This is a genomic window from Vibrio sp. S234-5, assembly GCF_000960595.1.
Lineage (GTDB): Bacteria > Pseudomonadota > Gammaproteobacteria > Enterobacterales > Vibrionaceae > Vibrio.
Window position 1 is genome coordinate 258,745 of the sequence record NZ_JZAM01000237.1, and the last position, 22,529, is coordinate 281,273.

The following is a 22,529-nucleotide window of genomic DNA, read 5'->3' on the forward strand; positions in this document are numbered from 1 at the left end:
ATAGAAACGCCGCTCAAAGGCGGCATTTCTGTTAAGTTGGCAGATTCTACCCAATTTCAGGGCGAGGCGCATCATAATTTAGGCAATAGGCGCGCCGAAGGTTCGCAGTAAAATGACCTGTTGTGCACTTTGCTGTTCAGTAGCGCGGGCGAGTTTTTTCGCCGTCAGTAACCCCAATCCAGCCCCGATGGCCGAAGCGGCGATGACGATCCCTTCACCCAATCCAAGCAAAGGAACCAACAATAACTGGCCAACCATGGCGCCTAATATCAACGCCATTAAAGGGACAACATAAACAATCAATGCCGATCGCAGCACGTTTTGTTCTGAGATGCCGATTTCAACCACCTCTCCCACCAGCAAGCGCTGCTGGGTTTGCAGGTGCCACGCTAAGGCTTTTTTCCCAACGGCTTTACTGACAATACCAGTGCCACAGCTCTTTTGTGAGGCGCAGCTATTGCAGCTGGTTTGCTGCTCGCAGCTCAGTTCCACTGAAAAATGTTGTTGATGAGCGGTCACTTGAGTGACCGTCGCCAGTGCCGTCATCATTGCGAACTCCCCTTAGCCTGCGAGGTGGAGAAGGTTACAGATTGGATAATACGCTGCGCTGTGGTTGGTGGAATGTCACCCACCACGGAAATCTCGTAATTACCACGCACTGCACTATTGAGTGTACGGCGCCCTTGGCGTACTAATTGCCCTTTGAGCGAATGAGCATCTTTTTCACTGACATACACTGAAAAGCTGAACAAACCGTCACTGAACAGTTGGCTCTCAACCATCTGTTCCGTTAACGCCAGACGGTAGCGGTTGAGCTCATTGGGCTCAAAGCCTTCCGGCACCCAAGAGACGCTCCAATTACTTTGATCGACGGCGCCTTTGGGCAAACTCAGAACCGCAGGTAACTGGACATCTTTCAAGCCGCTCATCAGCTCAGCGATCTGTTGATTGACGGAATAGGAGATGGTTCTGAACTGCTCAAGCACTTCCCCGTCGCGATCCACCAAATCAGCTCGCAATGGCAACTTGCTCTGCTCATCAATCCAGATGACGTAGGAATAACGCAAACCATCTTTAGGGACAATCCGGATCACTTGCGAGGGCGAGCCTGCTTCACGCGCTCGGCCCACTTGGACGTAATCGTAGTAGCGATGCAGATGGTCGATGTCACTGCCAAGCATGGGCATCACGGGGGCAACCATTTCTCCGGCTTCGATGGTGAAAGGCTCAATGCCAGGTTCGATATAACTGACTTCACTGCCCCGTTTGATCACTTCACGGACCGGACCACTTAAATAGACCAAATGCGCATATTGCAGAGCATCTTTGTTGGCGTGACGGTACAACAAAGGCTCAATGCTGTTCTTCTTGATGAGAATATAAGCTAGTTCATAGCTCAAATTTTGGCTGGCTTCGCTCATTTGATGCAATAAAGCCTCTGCCGGCTTGTCGCTAGCAAAGGCTTGAGGAGTCATCACACTGAACAGAGCACAAACGCTGAACAGGAATTTCTTCATTCAATTTCCGATTTAAGTTGCTCATCCTCAAGCATGGATGAATCACTATTTAATCTTAACTGGAGTTCGTAGTCGCGTAACATAGCATGAACCCGCTTACGCTGCTCTTGCAAAGACGCATCAGTCATCGATTTTTCTACCGATTCACGCGTCAAACTCACGGGCTCTGCGCTGCCTGCAAAAGGAATGGTTTGCAAAACGGGCAACTGTTCCGCTTGAGGCACGCTGGAATCACTGCCGCCATATTGCTGAACACCAATGATCACCGCCAATGAAACACAAGCTGCAACCGCCACCTGACCAAACTGAGAAAGCCAAGCAGGCAATTGCCTTTTCGCCTCTCGTGGGGAAGGCTGAGATTCACGCGGAACTTGGCTCAGTTCCACAATCCGATGCTGATGAGCGCGATGTACTGGCTCATCTTCCAGTGCTAGGGCAACACTTTCGGCAATGTTCCATTGTGGTTGGCTTGGCCCTTCGCCACGCATCACATCACCAATCAAGTGATAATGACGCCAAGAATCGAGGCTGTCTTGATCTTGCTCGATTTCTCGCAACAAGGCCAAATCGACCGTTTCACCATCCATGAGTGCCGAAAGCTTTTCTTTATCAGCCATTCTTAATTCACCATTGTTATTACTGGTACTAGCGTTGCAAAAGAGGTTGAATTTTCTTTTCCACCGCCTCACGAGCACGGAAGATACGCGAACGTACCGTTCCTACAGGGCAATCCATCACTTCTGCAATTTCTTCATAGCTCAAGCCATCTAGCTCGCGCAAAGTCATTGCGGTTTTCAAATCTTCGGGTAACGCATTAATCGCATCGAAAACGACTTGTTTCAGTTCGTTGGACAACGTTAAGTTCTCTGGGTTCGATATTTCTTTTAAGGCGTTACTTGTCTCATAAAATTCAGCTTCTTCAGCATCCACATCGGTGGCAGGCGGGCGACGACTCTGCGCAACAATATGGTTCTTGGCAGTGTTTACCGCAATTCGATATAGCCAAGTGTAAAAGGCACTTTCGCCACGAAAACTTGGAATCGCACGATAAGCTTTAATAAAAGCTTCCTGAGCAACGTCGGGGACATCGCCAGGATTACTGACATATCGGGAAATAAGATTGCATACTTTATTTTGGTACTTGATCACCAATAGGTTGAATGCTTGCTTATCGCCACTCTGAACTCGCTCAATCAATACTTGATCGGTAAGCTGCTCGTTCATTCGAGCGGATACTCCTATTCGTTATGACCCTTCTCTTTACAGATATGGGCAATAATTATGCATAATGTAGTATTGACACCACTGTCTACTTGAGCACTATTGTGACTTGTGACCAACAAGAAAGTTCCACGCTTTCTTAAATATTTTGTCAATATTGGTTCGTGATGTGATGTAATAAACACGCTCTGCCATTGATTCTGGATGGACAGAGTGAGAAATGCAATGGCGGTTTGTGCTGACTAGGGCTTTCTTCGCCGGCAGTGTCGGTGTGTTATGCAGATTGGATGCACATGAGGTGCTGAATATACCAAAGTGACCTGGTTCACTTTAGCTCGGGATTTTGAAAATTTTATGAACGCAAACCGTGAACATGAATGTGATGTGTTAGTGGTGGGCAGTGGTGCTGCGGGTTTATCGTTAGCCTTGCGAGTCGCCAATCACTGTAAAGTTATCGTGTTGAGTAAAGGGCCACGCAGCGAAGGCGCGACTTTTTACGCACAAGGTGGTATCGCCGCTGTTTTTGACGAGTCAGATAGTATCGAGTCGCATATCCAAGATACACTGATAGCCGGCGATGGCCTGTGCGAGCGAGAGACGGTGAAGTTTATCGCCGAAAACGCCAAAGAGTGTGTGCAATGGCTGATTGATGGCGGCGTGCCTTTCGATCGAGAAGAAGATGACTCCGATGACGAGCCACGCTATCACCTTACCCGAGAAGGCGGACACAGCCACAGGCGCATCCTGCACGCGGCTGACGCCACGGGCATGGCGATGCAAACGTCCTTACAAGACAACGCACACAATCACCCCAATATCCAAGTTTTAGAACGTCATAACGCCCTAGATTTGATCACCGAAGACAAAATTGGTGGCGACAAAAATAAGGTGATCGGCGCGTACGTATGGAATCGCAACGCTGAACACGTCGAAACGGTTCGCGCTAAGTTTGTGGTATTGGCCACTGGCGGCGCATCCAAAGTGTACCAGTACACTTCAAACCCAGATGTTTCCTCTGGAGACGGCATTGCCATTGCTTGGCGTGCCGGATGTCGTGTCGCTAACCTTGAGTTCAACCAGTTTCATCCAACCTGTCTCTACCATCCAGAAGCGCGCAACTTCCTGCTAACAGAAGCCTTGCGCGGGGAAGGCGCTTATCTGCGTCGTCCAGACGGATCGCGCTTTATGCCTGATTTTGATGCACGCGAGGAGTTAGCACCGCGTGATGTCGTCGCTCGCGCTATCGACTTTGAAATGAAACGCCTGGGCGCGGATTGTATGTACCTCGACATCAGCCACAAGCCTGCCGATTTCATCACGAAGCATTTTCCGATGATCTACTCGCGCCTAATGGATTTGGGCATCGACATGACCAAAGAACCCATTCCAATCGTTCCTGCCGCTCATTACACCTGCGGCGGCGTTATGGTCGACAAAAACGGTCAAACCGACTTGGAAAATCTCTACGCGATTGGCGAAGTCAGCTACACAGGTTTGCACGGCGCGAACCGCATGGCGTCGAATTCGCTGCTCGAATGTGTGGTCTATGCGTGGGCCGCCGCCAAAGACGTACTGAAAAAACACAAGCACGTCACGCTGGCACCCTCACTCCCCAACTGGGATGAAAGCCAAGTGACTTGCAGCGATGAGGAAGTGATCATCCAGCACAACTGGCATGAACTGCGCCTGTTTATGTGGGATTACATGGGTATCGTTCGCACCGACAAACGCCTTGAGCGCGCGCTGCGACGCATTCAGTTACTGCAGCAAGAAACCCACGAGTACTACAGTAACTTCCGAGTTTCTAACAACTTGCTTGAGCTGCGTAACTTGCTGCAAGTGGCGGAACTGATGGTTCGCTGCGCCATGCAACGCAAAGAAAGCCGAGGCCTGCACTATACCTTGGATTATCCTCAGCAATTGGAGCACAGTGCGCCGACCATTCTCACCCCAGAGCGTTAATTGCTCTGTTCTGTGAGTCATCATGCAAGGGAGCTAAGTTAGCTCCCTTTTCATTTGCAGCTGCTTGATGACGACCAGCAGTTGGCGATATTCGTCTTCTTGGCAACTGTCACGCCAAATCAAAAATCGTTCACCCGAGGCGGTTTTTAAACTGATAAACCACCAATAGAACTGACTATTGACCCAAGCGAGCTGCCATTGTTGCTGGCCCAATTTTAAGCGCCCCGAAAAAGACAAAGAGAGATGGCCCTGCAACTGCGGATAGAGGATGTCTCGGTTTTGATAACGCTGCAGCAAAATGGTGAACAAAGGGAAAAGCGTCACCAGCGGCAAGGCAGAGTAGACTAAAGCCCACAAAGCAAGGCTGAACACGCCAGCACTGAGCCAATGGGCTTTACGAGATGAAAAACAGGTAAGATTAACGTACCTTGCTGAGGTTGTGAGCGACAATTTTATCGACCATTGAGGCATGACCCAAGTTCTCACTGCGTCCGTGGCCCATAATCCAAGTAAACAAATCCGGATCATCGCTTTCCAACAGCGATACAAAATCGCGCTGTTCGTTCTCATTTAGGCTTTCAAAGCACTCTTCAAAAAAAGGCATGATCACCACATCAAGCTCCAGCATGCCACGACGACAGGCCCATTTGATGCGTGCTTTTTCTTCCGTAGTGTACATCGGTTATTCCTCACCTTATGTTTTTATTGAGGCGGAGTGTAACAAGGCTGTCAGTCCGCCACTAGTGTGTCTGTCACAAACTGCAATCTCACCCACTGAATAAGACCCTGTTTTTGCTGTGCTGACAAAGCGTGCTGCACGGATTAACATAGAGACAAATGACGCTGCGGTGCCAAGCGCGCATCCCTCATCGTCGCATTACCAACCGTATTGATAGGTATTTTTCTTATGCAATGGAAGAATCTGTTCTCCCGCCTCGAATTGAGCAGCAGCGAAGCGTTGCCAGAATTGGCGGTCAGCCTGCTGGACAACCTAAGCCTAGTGACCATCACTGGCAACGACAAAAAGTCATACCTGCAAGGTCAAGTGACTTGCGATGTGGTCTCGCTGCAAGCGGATCAAATCGTTTGGGGTGGACACTGCGATGCCAAAGGCAAACTTTGGTCGACCTTTCGTCTGTTTCATTTTCAAGATGGCTACGCCATGCTGCAAGACCAATCTGCCGTTGAAATTGAACTGCAAGAGCTGAAGAAATACGCCATTTTTTCCAAAGTTGACATTCAGATCAGCGAGAAAGTGTTATTTGGGATCAGCGGCGTCAAAGCCACAGATTGCATTAACTCACTTAGCGGTGAGGCGCGCGGCGCACTGCGTGCACTGGAGCACGCGACCGCCGTGCAACTAACGGACAAGCAGTGGCTTTTGATCGTTGAACCAGAAGCAGTCGAAAGTGTCTTGGCCAAGTTCAATGCCCCTTTGACCACGCATTCGCTCTGGGATTTGTATGACATTTTACAAGCAGCGCCGCGCATTCCCCTATCCGCTCAAGGTGAACATATTCCACAAGCGGTCAATCTGCAGGCTGTGGGCGGGATAAGCTTTAAGAAAGGCTGTTACACCGGGCAAGAAACCGTCGCTCGTGCCAAATATCGCGGCATCAACAAACGCGCGATGTATATAGTCTCTGGCGACTGTCCGCTCGCACTGAACGCACAGCAGCCGATTACGCTCGAACGCAGCGTAGGAGAAAACTGGCGTAAAGCGGGCGAGCTAATGCACTGCTATCAATTTAGTGACCAACAAGCGTTAGGCTTGATGGTGTTGCCAAATGACCTCGCTCCAGAGACAGAACTTCGCCTTGCAGAGCAGCCTGAAACTCGCTGGCGCATCCTGCCACTGCCCTATTCACTTGCCGATGAGTGATCCCATCGCTACCGCGCTCACGCAGTATCTCCAACAGCAGCAGGTGAGTTATCACCTGCTTCACCACCAGACGCCTGCGACCAGCATTGAAGACGCGGCTCAGCAAAGAGGGATTCGCCCGGCACAGATAGTAAAATGCATTTTGCTGCGAGATATGAGCGACCGCTATGTGTTGGCCTGTGCCCCCGGCGATCGCAGCGTTGATCCGAAAAAAGTTCGCGCACTGTTCGGTTATCGACGTATGACGTGTGTCGATAAAGCCGAAGTGGCCGAAATCACTGGCTATGATATTGGCACGGTGACACCTTTGCTATTAAAGACCACCATGCCAATCGTGTTCGACTCAACCCTACTGAGCGAGCCATGGGTCACGATCAGCAGCGGCAATTTGATGGCAGGGCTCAAATTGGAACTGAAAAGTTTACTCTCACTTTGCCAACCGCAACTGGCTGCCATCTGTCGGGAGCCGAGCGACCTCTGATTTTTAGATGCAAACAATGTGAACACCCTCACAATTTATTGACTAGCATCACAACTAAATAAATCTCACATGGAATTTTTAGTCATTTAAAAAACATAAATAGTCACAAAGATTAAATTAGGCTACTCTGATTTGGCTGAGTGAGTTTCGTACAAAAACCATCTCAGCCTAAGTGAATCCACTGACACTGTTCAGTAAATCCACTTTTGTGTAATGCATCTGTGACTATTCGCCCGCTGCTGCGGGCTTTTTTTCTTTTCTTTCCTGCACAGCTTCGCGTAACAAAAAAATATCAACTATTCTTATTTCTGTAACAAAACCATTGCCTAATACGGCGCGTATAAGTCAAGGTGGCGTGGCTCTCGTGTCAGTTACAGACGCTCAGATGAGCGTAAAAACTGTTTTTGGGGTAGACATCACTAAATTGATCCAACTGACTTTTAAAACCGCCAATGACAGCACAATTATCTGAATGAATAATACTTAGCTCTATTTTAACCTGCACATATCACATTATTCAGATACGCCAATCGGTATAATGACGGTGCAGCTTGAGAGAAAGGAGACCTATATGAGACTGTTTAAGCGCTATACGCCGGGTATGATAGCCAAGCATGTAAGTCGTCTTTTTAAGGGAAGAATTTATATCTATGGTGTGGGCAAGTTTGAGTTTGATAACGGAAAACTCATCTTGCCTGAGAAAGCGGATAAAAAACATTATCAGACTGTCAAAGAAGTGAATCAGGAAATCATGCGACTTCGATGCGCCTACGCTTAGCATCGTGATTGAATCAAAAAGAAGGGCTGGAGAACCAGCCCTTTTGCATTTTTATGCGCAACTATTTGCATTTAATTGTGTATCACAGACGTACGTGCCAGATCAGGCAATTCTCCTTTCAGACCTAACGCATACTGAATGATTTCACCCTTGGCTCCCGGCAGTTTTCCCGCCACCGTCATCCCCACACCACGTAGCAGTTTTTTCAACGGGTTTTGCCCGGCAAACAGATCACGAAAGCCTTGCATCGCGGCGATCATTTTTGCCGCTTCAGCTTTGCGCCAGCGCTCGTAACGGCGCAAATTGCGCTGAGCACCAATGTCTTGACCGCTGCGCCACAACGCCAGCACCTCTTGAGCCAAGCTCGCTGCATCCAGTAGCCCAAGATTAACCCCTTGACCAGCCAAAGGGTGAATGGTGTGCGCCGCATCGCCCACCAGCGCGACCCGTTCACGTACAAAATCGCGTGCATAGCGCATTTTAAGTGGCACAGCAAAGCGCTCACCAACCACTTCACACAACCCTAAACGCACATCAAACTCACTGGTCAGCGCTTTATTAAACTGTTCTTCACTCAATGCCATTAGGGCTTGCGCTTTATCCGGTACACAAGACCAAACGATCGAGCTCATGTCGCCTTTAGACATAGGTAAAAATGCCAGTGGCCCATCGGGCGTAAAGATTTGCCGCGCCACGCTGTCGTGCGCTTCCATGGTGCGCACATTTGCCACAATCGCGGTGTGACCGTAGTCCCAGTGGGTTAACGGAATATCTTGCTGCTGCCTCACCCAAGAGTTTGCCCCATCGGCCCCGACCACCAACTTGGCCGTCAACGCCTGACCATTATCAAGTGAAAGCCAAACCTCGCTTTCACCCACCGCCATAGACTGGCATTGCGCCGGCATTAAAAGCGTCACGTTATCCATTTTTTCCACCTGCTCTAGCAGAGCCAGTTGGATAACACGATTTTCTACAATGTGACCAAGGTTGTCCTGCGCCATGCTCGCTGCGTCAAAATTGATGTGGGCAAAACTGTCTTGCTCCCACACTTCCATCGACTGATAGGCAGCCGCACGGCGTTCAATAATGCCTTGCCAAGCGCCGAGTTTACGCAACATGATTTCGCTCGAACGACTCAGCGCCGATACACGCACATCGGGCAGCTCACTAAGTTGTGTTTCTGGCACTCGGCCTTCAATGACTGCAACGCGCAGCTCGCTCTCTTTGAAGGCGGCGGCTAACGCCAGTCCGACCATGCCACCACCAATGATGGCAATATCTACACTTTGCATCATGCTTTGTTTACTCGTTATCGGCTCACCAGCCCTAAAGTCTGGCGAAGTAAAGGTTGTTTTAACAGCGAAAGATTGTCCATCAACCCTAAGCCAAGATTACGCCCGAGGCGCAAGCTAAGGTAATCATTGGAAAAAATATGCACTAAGGCACTTGTCATTTGAATCGTATTACGGCGGTCTGCTGCTCGTCTTTGCTTGAAGCGCATCAGCGTTGGGTAAGCGCCAACATCTTGCGCTGAGTTGACAATTTCTTCAGCTAAGCTGGCGACATCCCGAATGCCCAAATTAAACCCTTGCCCAGCGATTGGATGCAAGGTTTGCGCGGCGTTACCCACTACGGCAAAGCGGTGGGAAATGTTTTGCGTTCTATGGTGCAGTACCAATGGATAACTCACACGTTGCCCCACTCGCTTGAATGCGCCTAAACGCCAGCCAAACGCCTGTTGCAACTGGCCGAGAAACTCGCTGTCAGACAACGCCATGACTCGCGCCGCCTCTTGCGGTGGCAAGCACCAGACTAATGACATGCGATTGTCAGACATCGGGAGTAGCGCCAGCGGGCCATGTTCAGTAAAGCGCTCAAACGCCCGACCGAGATGCGACTCCTGAGTAACAATATTGGCAATGATCGCGGTTTGCTGGAAATCGTGCTTTTGCAACGCGAGGCCAAGTTGCTCACAACACGACGAGATGGCCCCATCGGCGGCCACCAGCAAACGTGAGGTCAGCGATTGGCCACTTTGCAACGTCAACTGAACTTGTTGCGGGTCACGCTGCGCATCGATAACGGCATCAGGCAGATAAACGTCTATCGACGGATGATGTTGTAGCCGCTGCTGATAAAATCGCCCAACGTCGGCCAACTCCACCACATAGCCTAACGCCTCCACCCCCACTTCTTGCACGCCAATGTTCGTCATGCCCGCATGCGAACGGTCGGAAACGTGAATATGGCGGATCGGCGTGGCCAAAGGCAACATCTCGTCCCAAAGGGCAAAACGTTTCAATAAGGTAACGGTACCGAATGAGAGCGCAATCGAGCGCGAATCAAAGCCAGGGTGCGACTGCGTCTCTACCGCATGAGGCTCAACCACCGCCACACGCAATCTATTCCCACTCAAATGGGCAATAGCCAAAGCCAAAGTGGCTCCTGCCATCGCACCGCCCGCAATCACAACATCATATTGCGCCATCGCCTACTCCATCAGTGAATCGTTGGGTTATCTTGCTTCTCAGCTTTCGCACCGAATTCTGCGTGGATGATCAAGGCGCACGCTTTAACATGCTCAATCACCTGTTCGAGCAGTTCAGCTTGTTCCGCTAAATCTTCTTCTTCGTCGATACCGAGGCGGGCAATTTCTTCCATGTCTGACAGCGCTTCTTTCGCCACTGTCGACGCTTGGTTCACTTTTGCCCCAGCAAGACCAAGGCCTGAAATAAAGTGGTTCACCCAATCGGACAAGCCATCAGCCAAAGCAAACAGCGCCTCGTCTCCTGAGTCATCTGGTAAGATCAGATTCAGCTCGATCTCACTGCTGGTCAGTTCGGCAGTGGTCGCTTTAAATAGATTCTCGGCCAACGTTAGCGCTTCATTTGGCCATCCCATACCATCATTGGTGTAGTCAAACAGCATTGGCTGCCAACTCAGAGAGTCAAGTGGCAATCCACCGCTCAACATGCCACACAGCAAGCCGTGTAATTCAGCAGGCGTCACGGCCAAACTGGCACTTTTTAGTACGGCAGATGCTTGTGGGTAGCTTGGCAATTGAATTTCGCTCATGATTCAGTCTTGTGATGAAAAATTGGTAGCGCCAATCGTACCATTTAGACCGTGGGGCGAAAACGACGACGTCACGGTTTTCTGAATAGCAATTAAGCAAATTGTCCAATTACTGTCACTTTGCCATGACATTTCACTCAGAGGCATGGTGAAAAGCTTGAATCTTCAGAGCGCTTTACCTATAGTTTGCTCCTCGGTCGTTGTTGAGTACAATACCTAAGTAAACGCGTTACAGAGTTAATTCATCATGAGCAACCAAGCGGTAGACGTTGAAATTCTTGGCAAAATGACCCGTGTCAGCTGTCCGGCAGGGCAAGAACAGGCATTGGTTGCCGCGGCTCAAGATCTCGATCGCCGATTGAAAGAGATGAGTGAACGTACTAAGGTAACTAATGAGACCCAATTGTTGACCTTCGCAGCACTCAACATCTGCTATGAACTCAACAGTAAGTTCAGTGAAGAGAATCAACAACAGGTACTCCTTACTGAACGGATGGAAAAATTGACCGCTTCTATTGAAGAAGCCTTAAGTAGCGTCAAGCAAGGATTGCATCGCTAAAGAATTTACCCTGGAGTGTTTGTCAGCGGGATTTACGTCCCTGAGCCGATAAGCAACAACCAAGGGTTGGTACTTGATAGCTATTGAGCAAGCTTGGCTCGCACCGAGAAGCCTACGGTTATCATTGCCGATCCGCCTTGAACCAGCTGGTTCAAGGGCCATAATCCGCAACGGCACTCTGGGGTACCCTTTCTATGCAGACATTGTCTCGTCAAGATTTTCGCCGCTTAATCCGCACTAAACGCAATGCCTTGTGCAGCGATACTCAATATCAAGCCGCTCTCGATCTTATCCACCAGTTTTCGCAGCTAAGCGAACTGCCGCAAGCGCAGCATATCGCACTCTATCTCTCTTCAGACGGAGAGTTGGATACCTCGCTGCTGATCCACTGGCTGTGGCAACAAGGCAAAGCCGTCTATCTGCCGGTCATTCATCCTTTCTCTCAAGGACAATTGCTGTTTTTGCATTACACGCCGCAAACTGCTTTAGTCTACAACCGCTATGGCATTCTTGAGCCCAAACTCGACCTAAGGCTGATTCAACCGCAGGCAAAATTGGATTTGATTTGCACCCCATTAGTTGGCTTTGATCGCCACGGACATCGTCTCGGCATGGGGGGCGGTTATTATGACCGCACGCTCTCGGGCTGGTTTACTACCGGAGTGGGCGCCAAGCCGATCGGCATCGCTCACGATTGCCAATACGTGGAAGCGTTGCCTGTCGAAGCATGGGATATTCCTTTGCCCAAGATCGTGACTCCAAGCCAGATCTGGCAATGGGAAATCGAGCACTAACTCGCTATAATCGCGCGGCACCGTTTACCCCCTTCATCAATTCAGGAGATGAGCATGACTCAAGATGAAATGAAAAAAGCCGCTGGTTGGGCAGCACTGAAATATGTAGAGAAAGGCAGTATTGTTGGCGTTGGTACTGGCTCAACCGTTAATCACTTCATCGATGCTCTGGGCACCATGAGCGAAGAGATCAAAGGGGCGGTTTCTAGCTCGGTCGCTTCTACCGAGAAACTCGAAGCACTTGGTATTAAAGTGTTTGATTGCAACGAAGTAGCGTCTCTGGATATCTATGTCGACGGCGCTGACGAAATCAACGCCGATCGCGAAATGATCAAAGGCGGCGGCGCTGCGCTCACTCGCGAAAAGATTGTTGCAGCGATTGCCGATAAGTTCATCTGTATCGTTGATGGCACAAAAGCCGTTGATGTACTGGGCACCTTCCCTCTGCCTGTTGAAGTGATCCCAATGGCTCGCTCTTATGTCGCTCGTCAGCTCGTTAAGCTTGGTGGCGACCCTTGCTACCGCGAAGGTGTTATCACCGACAACGGTAACGTGATCCTCGATGTCTACGGGATGAAGATCACCAACCCTAAAGAGCTAGAGAGCCAAATCAATGGCATTGCTGGCGTGGTCACCGTTGGTTTGTTTGCTCATCGCGGTGCCGATGTGGTGATCACGGGCACACCACAAGGGGCAAAAATCGAGGAATAATTCGCTGGCTTTGTGCTTATTTCCGTTATTTGCTTACAGACGGTGCCTTAGGGCACCGTTTTTTATCACTTTCACTAAGAAAATTATCTCTTATTCCGTAATTTTCTTACCCAAAGCAATTTTTTTTTGTTACTTTATTGAACAGAAGACGCACAAGGAAACGTTTGTCCTATAACAAAACTGTTAATTTTATCACTTTTAGCCGTTTTGCCGCATGTGCGCCACATTAGCCCACCTTTCCATTTTAAGGACGATAACAATGGCCAAAGTTTCACTGGAAAAAGACAAAATTAAGATCTTACTTCTTGAAGGCCTTCACCCATCTTCGGTAGAAGTACTGCAATCCGCTGGTTATACCAATATCGAGTACCATAAAGGTTCTCTTTCAGAAGAAAAACTTATCGAAGCGGTTAAAGATGCGCACTTCATCGGCATTCGTTCCCGCACCAACTTGACCGCAGACGTGATCAATGCGGCACAAAAGTTGGTTGCGATTGGTTGTTTCTGTATCGGTACCAACCAAGTAGACCTTAATGCGGCGGCCAAACGTGGTATTCCAGTGTTCAACGCGCCGTTTTCCAATACCCGCAGCGTAGCGGAACTTGTCCTTGGGCAAATTCTCCTGTTACTGCGTGGCATTCCTGAGAAAAATGCGCTGGCACATCGTGGTATTTGGAAGAAAAGTGCTGACAATTCCTATGAAGCGCGTGGTAAACGCCTAGGCATTATCGGCTACGGCCACATTGGTACTCAGCTGGGCATTATTGCTGAAAACTTAGGGATGCGCGTTTACTTCTACGATATTGAAAACAAGCTTTCGCTGGGTAACGCGACGCAAGTGCACACTATGAGCGAGCTACTTAACAAGTGTGATGTGATTTCGCTGCACGTACCTGAAACCCCAGATACCAAAGATATGATGGGGGCGGAAGAGTTCGCGCGCATGAAACCAGGCTCTATTTTCATCAACGCTGCACGCGGTACTGTAGTGGATATTGAAGCGCTCTGCCACGCCTTGGAATCGGGCCATTTGGCGGGCGCGGCTATCGACGTCTTCCCAGTGGAGCCGGCAACCAACGCCGATCCTTTTGAGTCACCATTGCAAAAATTCGACAACGTCATCCTCACCCCACACGTCGGTGGTTCCACTCAGGAAGCGCAGGAAAACATCGGCGTTGAAGTGGCGGGCAAACTGGCTAAGTACTCTGACAACGGCTCAACGCTGTCTAGTGTGAACTTCCCTGAGGTTTCTCTGCCAGAACATCGCAGTTGTTCACGTCTGCTGCACATCCACCAAAACCGTCCGGGCATTCTGACGCAAATCAACACCATTTTTGCCAAAGAAGGGATCAACATCGCAGGTCAGTATCTACAAACCTCAGCTGATATCGGTTATGTGGTGATTGACGTTGAAACAGAACGCTCCGAAGAAGCGCTGGTGAAACTGAAAGAGATTGAAGGCACGATCCGCGCGCGCATTCTGCACTAATCGCACATTCACGAGAAATCATACAAAAGGGCAGATTCTTCTGCCCTTTACTTTTGCCACTTCGCTTTTATTCCGCGAGCTGATAGATCACATCCACCTGATCACGAATGATCAAACTGGAGTCCTGATAACTGTTTGACTCCGCTTTTGCATCCATCGCCATAGAACGCATCAACACTGGCTGCACATTGGGCTGATTGTAGTTAATCTGCCAGATTTCGCCCAAGTTTTTACCGAAACCTTTCGCCAGTGAACTGGCTTTTTGCCGCGCATCATTAATCGCTTCTAAGCGCGCTTGTTGCTGATATTCTGCTTCATTGCTGACTTTAAGCTCGACGCTGTCGATCTGATTGATCCCTGCATTGAGCGCCAGATCTAAATAGTTGTTGAGCGCCGAGAGATCGTCCACTTGCACCGTGATGCTGCGTGAAGCGCGATAGCCAATAAGTTCAGGCTTAGCATTGTTTGGATAGTGATACTGCGGGGCAAGATAAAGATTGGAGCTGCGAATACTCTCTTTACCGATGCCGGCTTTATTGAGGCTATTGAGGAAAGTATCGACTGTACTATCAACCGACTGCTTGGCCGACTCCGCCGTCATGCTGGATTCAACCACTTTGACAGAAAACACCGCACTATCGGGAATCGCAACCACTTCACCATAGCCCGTCGTCGAGAGGTGGGCAAAATTCAGCGTATTGGCCAAGGCTGGCGTGCTGGTGATAAGCGCACTAACAAGCAGATAAGGAGAGAACCGTTTCATTTATCAAACCTTCTATTATCAGACACTTCTGATAATAGAAGGTTTGGCCAATTAACCAATATCTGGCGATGATTTCTTACACAATTTTGACGCGCTCAGCACATCTCTACTGCGGAAGATGGGACTGAGCATAGCTGATAATCGCTTGGGAGATTTCTTGCAAAATCCCCGTTTCCAATTGCCAATGATGCCAGTAAATACGGTTGGAGAGCAGAAAACCCGGAGTAATATCCACCAGTTCGCCCGCGGTTAACTCTCTTTCAATTTGCAATTTTGGGATCAAACAATAGGCGATTCCCGATACGGCTAATCGAACAAACGCCTCAGAACTGCCCACGTTATGGTTGATTACGCTATCTCTGGCAATATTGAAGTGATCCGAAAGAAACTTGCGATGTAAATCATCGTACTGATCGTAGGAAACCGCAGGCGCTTTGCTGAGCGTCTGGTAGTTCACGCCCTGCTGGAAATAGCGGCGAACAAAATCCGGGCTGGCCACACACACATAGTCCATTCGGCCTAAATAATCGGCTCGACACCCCGTAATTGGCTGAGATTCCAAACTGATCGCACCAGCTACTTCGCCACTTTTCAGCTTTTCAATCGAGCGCGACTCACCATAGATAGCCAAATTGAGCTCCACTTGTCGTTGCGTCATCACCTCTTTCAGCGCGGGCAAGAGCCAAGTCGCAAGGCTGTCAGCGTTAGTGGCCAGTGCCAACTGCACCGGTCTTGATACATCGTCGTTCATCAGTTCGGGAATCAATTCATGCTCAAGCAGGCGAATACGTCGATATAAGCCAATTAATTTCTTGCCAACGGGGGTCGCTTTGGGTGGTTGCTCGCGAATCAATACGGGCTGTGCAAGGAACTTCTCCAACTGTTTCACTCGCTGGGAGATAGCCGATTGGGAGATAAACAGCTCCTCCGCCGCCCGCTCAAAACCGCCTTGTGTTACCACGGCATTAAGCGCTTCTATCCATTTGTAATCCAATCCGCGCATCCAAATAACCCACCCTGAACTAATAATTAGACATTCTTATATATGATTAAAATCATTAATTACACTTATTAAGATAAAAGGGATACCTTGCTCACATTCTCTTATCTGTATCACTTTTTATCTGAGGTTTACCGTGAATTTCTGGCTGTTATTACAGGGATTTGGCTTAGGCGCGACCATGATTATTCCCATTGGTGCACAAAATGCCTTTGTGCTGAATCAAGGCATCAAAAGACAACATCATTTGACCACGGCCGCTATCTGCAGCGTACTGGATATGATTTTTATCTCTCTGGGTATTTTTGGTGGCGGCGCGATTTTGTCACAAAATGAGATGCTACTGACTTCCGTCACCTTAGGGGGAATTGCTTTTCTTGCCGTGTACGGTTTCATGTCGCTGCGCAGTGCGCTAAAACCGGGCTACACTGCTGAAAATAAACAGGAGATTACGGCACGCGGGCGTCGTACCGTTATTCTTGGTGCTTTAGCGGTCACTGTACTCAACCCGCACCTCTATTTGGATACCGTAGTGATTCTTGGCTCAATTGGTGGTCAGTTTGAAGGAAATGATCGAATTGCTTTTGCTCTCGGCACCATTTTGGCTTCTTTTGTCTGGTTTTATACCTTATCGATTGGCGCCGCAAAGCTCGGCCCAACGTTGTCAAAACCAAAGGTAAAACGCGGGATCGATATGCTGGTAGCCGCCATGATGTTTACTATCGCCTTTGTGCTAACCAAAGGGCTATATCTGCAGTACAGCTAATCTTACGTGCACGGCATATTTTGTTTCCTGATAAAGAAAAAGCGAGGCTTTTCGCCTCGCTTTGCGCTGTTCTCTATCAAGATAACAAGTTAGTTCATTTTGTTTAAGTGAACATCCATTTGTGGGAATGGGATCTCGATACCGTTGGCATCCAACGCCTCTTTAATCGCCTGCATATTGTCAAAGTAGACTGGCCAGTAATCTGCGGTTTTCACCCAAGGACGCACAACGAAGTTAACAGATGAGTCCGCCAGCGTGTGTACCCCAATAGTGATATCTGGATCTTTCAAAATACGCGGATCCTTTTCCAAGGTTTCACGCAACACCTGTTTGGTTTTCTTCAGATCCGATTTGTAAGAAACGCCAATCACCATATCTACACGGCGTGTTTCGTGACGAGAATAGTTTGTGATTGGTCCGCCAATCACCGATGAGTTAGGTACCACCACCATTTTGTTGTCTGGCGTTTTGAGTACTGTTTGAAAAATCTGGATCGCTTCAACGCTGCCTGCAACGCCACCCACTTCAACATAATCGCCCGACTTGAAAGGACGGAAAGCGACAATCAGCACACCTGCGGCAAAGTTGGACAAGGAACCTTGCAAAGCCAAACCAATCGCTAAACCAGCGGCACCAATCACAGCCACCACGGAAGCAGTCTGCACGCCAAGACGGCCAAGAGCAGCAATCAGCACAATGACAAACAAGAGGTAACGCACTAAGCCGTGAATAAACTGCACGACTGCCTTATCCATCTGTTTGCTTTCAAGTACTTTCGCGACGCTGTTTGCCACCGCTTTCACTATCATGTTACCAATGAACAGAATAATGATGGCGGAAATAATATTCACGCCGTATTGAATAAATAGGTCTGAGTTGTTCGTCAGCCAAGTTTCAGCCTGTGCCAGACTGTCTACAAGTGGAGTTTCAATCCCCACAGATTCACCTGCCATAATTTCTTTCCTCAATCTGTTACGAGCCTGTATGTATACGTGGCTATTTAGCGTGCCATTGATATGGGATACCCCACAAGGCAGCACTCATATCAATCTGTACAAGGTTAAGCAATTCTCGTCATATGTGCCAGAAATTTCACCATAAGTGATTAACAAGCATAAAAAAACCCGCTCAAATGAGCGGGCTTTTAGCAAAAATTTGCGACGAATTACAGTACGTCTACTGCGTTCAGGTCAGCAAAGGCTTTCTCAAGGCGAGCAACCATAGAAGCCTGACCAGCACGTAGCCATACGCGTGGATCGTAGTACTTCTTGTTCGGCGCATCTTCACCCGTTGGGTTACCGATCTGACCTTGCAGGTAATCGTGGTTTTCGGCTTCGTACTTACGGATGCCGTCCCAAGTTGCCCACTGAGTATCGGTATCGATGTTCATTTTGATCACACCGTAAGAGATAGACTCTTTGATTTCTGCTTCAGTAGAACCAGAACCGCCGTGGAATACGAAGTTCAGAGAGTTCGCTGGAAGACCGAATTTCTCAGAAACGTACGCTTGAGAATCACGTAGGATAGTTGGAGTCAGAACAACGTTACCTGGCTTGTAAACGCCGTGTACGTTACCGAAAGAAGCCGCGATAGTGAAACGGTGGCTCACTGCGTTCAATTTCTCGTATGCGTAAGCAACGTCTTCAGGAGAAGTGTACAGCTCAGAAGAGTCCATATCTGAGTTATCAACGCCATCTTCTTCACCACCAGTACAACCCAGTTCGATCTCGATTGTCATGTTCATTTTCGCCATGCGCTCTAGGTATTTAGCACAGGTTTCAACGTTCTCTTCTAGAGACTCTTCAGAAAGGTCTAGCATGTGAGAAGAGAATAGAGGCTTACCAGTTTGAGCGAAGAACTCTTCACCAGCGTCTAGCAGACCGTCGATCCATGGTAGAAGTTTCTTAGCCGCGTGGTCAGTGTGCAGAATCACTGGCACACCGTATGCTTCAGCGACAGCGTGAACGTATTTCGCGCCCGCTACTGCACCAAGAATTTGTGCGCCTTGACCTTCCAGTTTAACGCCTTTACCTGCGAAGAAAGCCGCGCCACCGTTAGAGAACTGAACGATAACTGGTGCTTTCACTTTCGCAGCCGCTTCTAGTACACCGTTAACAGAATCTGTGTTCACACAGTTCACTGCTGGAAGAGCGAAGTTGTTCTCTTTAGCTACTTGAAATACTTTTTGTACGTCATCACCAGAGATAACACCAGGTTTTACGAAATCGAAGATCTTAGACATGGATGGAATCCTATTTATCTGTCGTTTTAAAAACAAAACTTGTTAAGTTTAAATTCTTGCAAACGTTTGCTCACAACGGGCGTCATTCTAGCAGAAGAAACCGGCGCATGCAGCAAACAAGAAAGCGGGAGATTTCTCCCGCCCTCGACATATTGATTAAGCTTTAGCGCGTGCTTCTAGCATTTCAACCGCTGGAAGTACTTTACCTTCTACGAACTCAAGGAACGCACCGCCGCCAGTAGAGATGTAAGATACGTCCGCTTTGATACCGAACTTGTCGATCGCCGCTAGCGTGTCACCGCCGCCTGCTACAGAGAATGCTGGAGACTTAGCGATCGCTTCAGAAATGCCTTTAGTACCCGCTTCAAAGTTTTTGAATTCGAATACGCCTACCGGGCCGTTCCAAAGAATGGTTTTCGCGTTTGCGATGATTTCCGCTAGTGCTGCCGTTGAATCAGGGCCTAGGTCGAAGATCATGTCATCGTCTTGAACTTCAGAAACGTGTTTGATTTCTGCTTCTGCGTTCTCATCGAATGCTTTGGCACACGCAACGTCAGTGGCTACTGGAATCGCACACTCTTTCATCAGTTTTTGTGCTGTTTCCACTAGGTCAGCTTCGTACAGAGATTTACCTACATTGTGGCCTTCTGCTGCGATGAAAGTATTAGCGATACCACCACCAACAACCAGTTGATCAGCGATTTTTGATAGCGACTCAAGCACAGTCAGCTTAGTAGAAACTTTAGAACCACCAACGATAGCCACTAGAGGACGCTCTGGGTTGCTCATCGCTTTACCTAGTGCATCTAGTTCAGCAGCCAGTAGAGGACCCGCACACGCTACGTCAGCAAACATGCCAACGCCGTGCGTTGATGCTTGCGCACGGTGAGCGGTACCGAATGCATCCATTACGAATACGTCACATAGTGCCGCGTATTTCTTAGAAAGTTCTTCGTCGTTTTTCTTCTCGCCTTTGTTAAAGCGAACGTTTTCAAGAACAACCAATTCACCCGCGTTTAGCTCAAGACCGTCTAGGTAGTCTTTCGCCAGTTTCACTTCGCAATCTAGCGCGTCGTTTAGGTAGTTCACAACAGGTTGTAGAGAGAATTCTTCTGCGTATTCACCTTCAGTAGGACGGCCTAGGTGAGACGTCACCATCACTTTCGCGCCCGCTTCTAGGCACAGTTTGATCGTTGGCAGAGATGCGATGATACGTGCATCAGAAGTGACTTTGCCATCTTTAACTGGCACGTTAAGGTCAGCACGGATAAATACACGTTTACCTGCGAGATCCAGGTCAGTCATCTTGATTACAGACATGTTGTGTCCTCTCAAATATTAAAAATAAAGTTTTTGAAAACTCGGCAACCCTGCCAAGCCTGTTAATTCTTTAAACTGGTCTTGATATGGAGTTACTAGCAATTTATTTCAAGCCTAGAAATAAATTTTCTCCGTGGCGACTACAGACTACTTAGCCGCCTGCATTGCGAGCGCAGTATCCAGCATGCGATTCGCAAAGCCCCATTCGTTATCGCACCACACCAGCATTTTCACCAAATGCCCGTTACTGACTCGTGTCTGCGTTCCATCCACAATCGCACTATGCGGATCGTGGTTGAAATCGATGGAAACCAATGGCGCTTCAGTATAGTCAACAATGCCATGTAATGTACACTGAGACGCCTTCACTATGGTTTGATTTACGTCATTAACTTTCACATTTGTATTAATTGTGACGCTCAAATCCATCGCAGTGACGTTAACTGTCGGCACTCGCACCGAAATAGCTTCAAATTTGTTGGAAAATTTCGGGAATATTCTTTCAATTCCTTTATGCAACTTAGTGTCCACAGGAATGATGGACTGACTGGCAGCGCGAGTACGGCGCAGATCGGTGTGGTAAGCGTCAATCACCTGTTGATCGTTCATTGAGGAGTGAATGGTGGTGATGGTTCCAGATTCGATGCCAAAAGCATCATCGAGGGCCTTAATAATTGGCACGATGCAGTTGGTGGTGCAAGAGCCGTTAGACACAACTTTGTGCTGCGCGGTCAGCGTTTGATGATTGACGCCATAGATGATGGTGTTGTCCACATCGTTCGCGCCAGGATGAGAAAACAGCACTTTCTTCGCGCCTGCTTTGATGTGTTCTTGACCATCGGCTTGCGAGCCGTATACGCCAGTACAATCAAGCACTAAATCGACTTCTAAATCACGCCAAGGGAGTAAATCGATGTCAGCCAGATGAAGAATACGCACCGTATCCATTTCACCGTTGCTGTGATGAATGTAAATGTGTTCTTGGTCATTGCTGATTTTCTTACCAAAACGACCATGCGAGGTGTCGTATTGCAGCAAATGGGCCATGGCATCCGGCTGGGCCAGTTCGTTCACCGCCACCACCTTGATCTGCTGATGCTTACCGCTCTCATACACGGCTCTTAAAACATTACGACCTATACGTCCAAATCCATTGATCGCAACTTTTAGCATAATTCCATCGCCCCACATTTTTTTCGTGTCACGCATAGTAACTGATCGAAAACCTTTGCGCATTAAAATAAAAGCCGAGTCAGGTTGACTCGGCTTGTTCCACTTTGTAGCGTTTAAGCGATGATTTCTTTCGCGGTGTTCACCACGTTTTCTACTGTGAAACCAAACATCTTGAACAGTTGGTCCGCTGGCGCTGATTCACCGAAGGTGGTCATACCGATGATGCGACCGCCAAAGCCGACGTACTTGTACCAGAAATCGGCAATGCCCGCTTCGATAGCAATACGCGCTGTTACGTCTGATGGCAGTACCGCTTCACGGTAAGCGGCGTCTTGTTTGTCGAATGCATCGGTTGATGGCATGGAAACCACGCGCACTTTCTTACCTTCTGCGGTTAGTTGCTCAGCGGCTTTCACTGCGAGTTCAACTTCAGAACCCGTCGCGATAAGGATAAGCTCAGGCTTGCCTTCGCAATCTTTCAGGATGTAACCACCTTTGGCGATGTCTGTCACTTGCTGTGCCGTACGCTCTTGCTGCGCTAGGTTTTGACGCGAGAAAATCAGCGCTGATGGGCCATCTTTGCGCTCAATCGCCAGTTTCCATGCTACTGCTGATTCCACTTGGTCACATGGACGCCATGTGCTCATGTTTGGTGTTAGACGTAGCGATGCGATTTGCTCAACGGGTTGGTGAGTTGGGCCATCTTCACCCAAGCCGATAGAATCGTGCGTGTACACTTGGATGTTCTGAATCTTCATCAGAGCCGCCATACGCATTGCGTTACGTGCGTATTCCA

The 22,529-nt window shown here is 48.7% G+C and carries 25 protein-coding genes and 1 other RNA gene; 10 read left to right on the forward strand and 16 right to left on the reverse strand.

The window, feature by feature from the left end; all coding sequences use genetic code 11:
• Nucleotides 1-78: 78 nt before the first annotated feature.
• The 4 genes from UF06_RS15580 to rpoE are packed head-to-tail and all read right to left on the reverse strand — an operon-like array spanning nt 79 to nt 2,741.
• Nucleotides 79-549, reverse strand: coding sequence for a SoxR reducing system RseC family protein (locus tag UF06_RS15580; RefSeq protein ID WP_045571243.1), 471 nt, complete (start codon nt 547-549; stop codon nt 79-81).
• Entirely contained in the window at nt 546-1,517 is a 972-nt protein-coding gene (gene rseB / locus UF06_RS15585; protein ID WP_045571244.1) for a sigma-E factor regulatory protein RseB, read from the reverse strand. The genes UF06_RS15580 and rseB overlap by 4 nt, the downstream gene beginning before the upstream one ends.
• Nucleotides 1,514-2,134 (reverse strand): sigma-E factor negative regulatory protein, encoded by a 621-nt coding sequence (locus UF06_RS15590; protein WP_045571245.1) that lies wholly within the window; start codon nt 2,132-2,134, stop codon nt 1,514-1,516. The genes rseB and UF06_RS15590 overlap by 4 nt, the downstream gene beginning before the upstream one ends.
• 28 nt (nt 2,135-2,162) lie before the next feature.
• A complete protein-coding gene (gene rpoE, locus UF06_RS15595) occupies nt 2,163-2,741 on the reverse strand; it encodes an RNA polymerase sigma factor RpoE (RefSeq protein WP_039430495.1) in 579 nt (192 codons plus the stop codon).
• 351 nt (nt 2,742-3,092) lie between these two features.
• Between rpoE and nadB the strand changes: the two genes are divergently transcribed.
• A complete protein-coding gene (gene nadB, locus UF06_RS15600) occupies nt 3,093-4,700 on the forward strand; it encodes an L-aspartate oxidase (RefSeq protein ID WP_045571246.1) in 1,608 nt (535 codons plus the stop codon).
• 33 nt (nt 4,701-4,733) lie between these two features.
• Here nadB and UF06_RS15605 read toward each other — a convergent pair whose 3' ends face one another.
• On the reverse strand, nt 4,734-5,228 hold the full coding sequence (locus UF06_RS15605) for a protein YgfX (RefSeq protein ID WP_319024028.1): 495 nt from the start codon (nt 5,226-5,228) through the stop codon (nt 4,734-4,736).
• The gene (locus UF06_RS15610) at nt 5,119-5,379 is read right to left on the reverse strand and encodes a succinate dehydrogenase assembly factor 2 (RefSeq protein ID WP_045571248.1); all 261 of its coding nucleotides are present in this window, start codon (nt 5,377-5,379) and stop codon (nt 5,119-5,121) included. Before UF06_RS15610 ends, UF06_RS15605 begins: the two co-directional genes overlap by 110 nt.
• Before the next feature lie 228 nt (nt 5,380-5,607).
• Between UF06_RS15610 and ygfZ the strand changes: the two genes are divergently transcribed.
• From ygfZ to UF06_RS15625, 3 genes are all read left to right on the forward strand, one after another.
• The gene (ygfZ, locus tag UF06_RS15615) at nt 5,608-6,582 is read left to right on the forward strand and encodes a tRNA-modifying protein YgfZ (protein WP_045571249.1); all 975 of its coding nucleotides are present in this window, start codon (nt 5,608-5,610) and stop codon (nt 6,580-6,582) included.
• Nucleotides 6,575-7,063, forward strand: a complete 489-nt coding sequence (locus tag UF06_RS15620; protein WP_045571250.1) for a YbaK/EbsC family protein — start codon at nt 6,575-6,577, stop codon at nt 7,061-7,063. The genes ygfZ and UF06_RS15620 overlap by 8 nt, the downstream gene beginning before the upstream one ends.
• Before the next feature lie 571 nt (nt 7,064-7,634).
• Nucleotides 7,635-7,841, forward strand: coding sequence for a DUF1107 domain-containing protein (locus UF06_RS15625; protein ID WP_039430501.1), 207 nt, complete (start codon nt 7,635-7,637; stop codon nt 7,839-7,841).
• Between the two features lie 71 nt (nt 7,842-7,912).
• Here the strand turns inward: UF06_RS15625 and UF06_RS15630 are convergent, their stop codons facing one another.
• From UF06_RS15630 to UF06_RS15640, 3 genes are read right to left on the reverse strand one after another with little or no spacing between them, the layout of a single operon-like run.
• On the reverse strand, nt 7,913-9,136 hold the full coding sequence (locus UF06_RS15630; RefSeq protein WP_045571251.1) for an FAD-dependent 2-octaprenylphenol hydroxylase: 1,224 nt from the start codon (nt 9,134-9,136) through the stop codon (nt 7,913-7,915).
• Between the two features lie 14 nt (nt 9,137-9,150).
• Entirely contained in the window at nt 9,151-10,329 is a 1,179-nt protein-coding gene (gene ubiH, locus UF06_RS15635) for a 2-octaprenyl-6-methoxyphenyl hydroxylase (protein WP_045571252.1), read from the reverse strand.
• 11 nt (nt 10,330-10,340) lie between these two features.
• Nucleotides 10,341-10,916: a YecA family protein gene (locus UF06_RS15640; protein WP_045571253.1), complete on the reverse strand. Its 576-nt coding sequence runs from the start codon at nt 10,914-10,916 to the stop codon at nt 10,341-10,343.
• 247 nt (nt 10,917-11,163) lie between these two features.
• Here UF06_RS15640 and zapA point away from each other — a divergent pair, with 247 nt between their 5' ends.
• The 5 genes from zapA to serA all read left to right on the forward strand — a co-directional run bounded on the left by zapA (nt 11,164) and on the right by serA (nt 14,469).
• Nucleotides 11,164-11,475: a cell division protein ZapA gene (gene zapA, locus UF06_RS15645; protein WP_045571254.1), complete on the forward strand. Its 312-nt coding sequence runs from the start codon at nt 11,164-11,166 to the stop codon at nt 11,473-11,475.
• Between the two features lie 4 nt (nt 11,476-11,479).
• Nucleotides 11,480-11,664: non-coding RNA, 6S RNA (gene ssrS / locus UF06_RS24585), on the forward strand.
• Nucleotides 11,665-11,669: 5 nt separating this feature from the next.
• Nucleotides 11,670-12,269, forward strand: coding sequence for a 5-formyltetrahydrofolate cyclo-ligase (locus tag UF06_RS15650; protein ID WP_045571255.1), 600 nt, complete (start codon nt 11,670-11,672; stop codon nt 12,267-12,269).
• A gap of 54 nt (nt 12,270-12,323) precedes the next feature.
• Nucleotides 12,324-12,980 carry a ribose-5-phosphate isomerase RpiA gene (rpiA, locus tag UF06_RS15655; protein ID WP_039430508.1) on the forward strand — a complete coding sequence of 219 codons (657 nt, stop codon included), beginning with the start codon at nt 12,324-12,326 and terminating at the stop codon, nt 12,978-12,980.
• A 259-nt stretch (nt 12,981-13,239) separates the two neighbouring features.
• A complete protein-coding gene (serA, locus tag UF06_RS15660) occupies nt 13,240-14,469 on the forward strand; it encodes a phosphoglycerate dehydrogenase (protein WP_045571256.1) in 1,230 nt (409 codons plus the stop codon).
• A gap of 67 nt (nt 14,470-14,536) precedes the next feature.
• Here serA and UF06_RS15665 read toward each other — a convergent pair whose 3' ends face one another.
• Entirely contained in the window at nt 14,537-15,232 is a 696-nt protein-coding gene (locus tag UF06_RS15665; protein ID WP_045571257.1) for an oxidative stress defense protein, read from the reverse strand.
• 106 nt (nt 15,233-15,338) lie between these two features.
• Nucleotides 15,339-16,235, reverse strand: coding sequence for a LysR family transcriptional regulator ArgP (locus UF06_RS15670; RefSeq protein ID WP_045571258.1), 897 nt, complete (start codon nt 16,233-16,235; stop codon nt 15,339-15,341).
• Between the two features lie 133 nt (nt 16,236-16,368).
• On the opposite strand from UF06_RS15670, the gene UF06_RS15675 reads away from it, so the two are divergent.
• Complete coding sequence (locus UF06_RS15675) at nt 16,369-16,998, forward strand: LysE/ArgO family amino acid transporter (RefSeq protein WP_045571259.1); 630 nt, start codon at nt 16,369-16,371, stop codon at nt 16,996-16,998.
• A gap of 89 nt (nt 16,999-17,087) precedes the next feature.
• Here UF06_RS15675 and mscS read toward each other — a convergent pair whose 3' ends face one another.
• The 5 genes from mscS to UF06_RS15700 form a co-directional block, all read right to left on the reverse strand.
• Nucleotides 17,088-17,951, reverse strand: a complete 864-nt coding sequence (mscS, locus tag UF06_RS15680; protein WP_045571260.1) for a small-conductance mechanosensitive channel MscS — start codon at nt 17,949-17,951, stop codon at nt 17,088-17,090.
• Nucleotides 17,952-18,163: 212 nt separating this feature from the next.
• Complete coding sequence (gene fbaA / locus UF06_RS15685; RefSeq protein WP_039430514.1) at nt 18,164-19,240, reverse strand: class II fructose-bisphosphate aldolase; 1,077 nt, start codon at nt 19,238-19,240, stop codon at nt 18,164-18,166.
• A 156-nt stretch (nt 19,241-19,396) separates the two neighbouring features.
• Nucleotides 19,397-20,560: a phosphoglycerate kinase gene (locus tag UF06_RS15690; RefSeq protein WP_045571261.1), complete on the reverse strand. Its 1,164-nt coding sequence runs from the start codon at nt 20,558-20,560 to the stop codon at nt 19,397-19,399.
• Nucleotides 20,561-20,707: 147 nt separating this feature from the next.
• Entirely contained in the window at nt 20,708-21,733 is a 1,026-nt protein-coding gene (epd, locus tag UF06_RS15695) for an erythrose-4-phosphate dehydrogenase (protein ID WP_045571279.1), read from the reverse strand.
• Nucleotides 21,734-21,846: 113 nt separating this feature from the next.
• A partial coding sequence (locus tag UF06_RS15700; protein WP_277914544.1) for a transketolase C-terminal domain-containing protein occupies nt 21,847-22,529 on the reverse strand: 683 nt, incomplete at its 5' end.

What these genes read in the sequence shown, in the direction of transcription:
- UF06_RS15580 (WP_045571243.1), bottom strand. Translation starts at nt 549, where the DNA reads ATGATGACGGCACTGGCGACGGTCACTCAAGTGACCGCTCATCAACAA.
- rseB (WP_045571244.1), bottom strand. Translation starts at nt 1,517, where the DNA reads ATGAAGAAATTCCTGTTCAGCGTTTGTGCTCTGTTCAGTGTGATGACT.
- UF06_RS15590 (WP_045571245.1), bottom strand. Translation starts at nt 2,134, where the DNA reads ATGGCTGATAAAGAAAAGCTTTCGGCACTCATGGATGGTGAAACGGTC.
- rpoE (WP_039430495.1), bottom strand. Translation starts at nt 2,741, where the DNA reads ATGAACGAGCAGCTTACCGATCAAGTATTGATTGAGCGAGTTCAGAGT.
- nadB (WP_045571246.1), top strand. Translation starts at nt 3,093, where the DNA reads ATGAACGCAAACCGTGAACATGAATGTGATGTGTTAGTGGTGGGCAGT.
- UF06_RS15605 (WP_319024028.1), bottom strand. Translation starts at nt 5,228, where the DNA reads ATGATCCGGATTTGTTTACTTGGATTATGGGCCACGGACGCAGTGAGA.
- UF06_RS15610 (WP_045571248.1), bottom strand. Translation starts at nt 5,379, where the DNA reads ATGTACACTACGGAAGAAAAAGCACGCATCAAATGGGCCTGTCGTCGT.
- ygfZ (WP_045571249.1), top strand. Translation starts at nt 5,608, where the DNA reads ATGCAATGGAAGAATCTGTTCTCCCGCCTCGAATTGAGCAGCAGCGAA.
- UF06_RS15620 (WP_045571250.1), top strand. Translation starts at nt 6,575, where the DNA reads ATGAGTGATCCCATCGCTACCGCGCTCACGCAGTATCTCCAACAGCAG.
- UF06_RS15625 (WP_039430501.1), top strand. Translation starts at nt 7,635, where the DNA reads ATGAGACTGTTTAAGCGCTATACGCCGGGTATGATAGCCAAGCATGTA.
- UF06_RS15630 (WP_045571251.1), bottom strand. Translation starts at nt 9,136, where the DNA reads ATGATGCAAAGTGTAGATATTGCCATCATTGGTGGTGGCATGGTCGGA.
- ubiH (WP_045571252.1), bottom strand. Translation starts at nt 10,329, where the DNA reads ATGGCGCAATATGATGTTGTGATTGCGGGCGGTGCGATGGCAGGAGCC.
- UF06_RS15640 (WP_045571253.1), bottom strand. Translation starts at nt 10,916, where the DNA reads ATGAGCGAAATTCAATTGCCAAGCTACCCACAAGCATCTGCCGTACTA.
- zapA (WP_045571254.1), top strand. Translation starts at nt 11,164, where the DNA reads ATGAGCAACCAAGCGGTAGACGTTGAAATTCTTGGCAAAATGACCCGT.
- UF06_RS15650 (WP_045571255.1), top strand. Translation starts at nt 11,670, where the DNA reads ATGCAGACATTGTCTCGTCAAGATTTTCGCCGCTTAATCCGCACTAAA.
- rpiA (WP_039430508.1), top strand. Translation starts at nt 12,324, where the DNA reads ATGACTCAAGATGAAATGAAAAAAGCCGCTGGTTGGGCAGCACTGAAA.
- serA (WP_045571256.1), top strand. Translation starts at nt 13,240, where the DNA reads ATGGCCAAAGTTTCACTGGAAAAAGACAAAATTAAGATCTTACTTCTT.
- UF06_RS15665 (WP_045571257.1), bottom strand. Translation starts at nt 15,232, where the DNA reads ATGAAACGGTTCTCTCCTTATCTGCTTGTTAGTGCGCTTATCACCAGC.
- UF06_RS15670 (WP_045571258.1), bottom strand. Translation starts at nt 16,235, where the DNA reads ATGCGCGGATTGGATTACAAATGGATAGAAGCGCTTAATGCCGTGGTA.
- mscS (WP_045571260.1), bottom strand. Translation starts at nt 17,951, where the DNA reads ATGGCAGGTGAATCTGTGGGGATTGAAACTCCACTTGTAGACAGTCTG.
- fbaA (WP_039430514.1), bottom strand. Translation starts at nt 19,240, where the DNA reads ATGTCTAAGATCTTCGATTTCGTAAAACCTGGTGTTATCTCTGGTGAT.
- UF06_RS15690 (WP_045571261.1), bottom strand. Translation starts at nt 20,560, where the DNA reads ATGTCTGTAATCAAGATGACTGACCTGGATCTCGCAGGTAAACGTGTA.
- epd (WP_045571279.1), bottom strand. Translation starts at nt 21,733, where the DNA reads ATGCTAAAAGTTGCGATCAATGGATTTGGACGTATAGGTCGTAATGTT.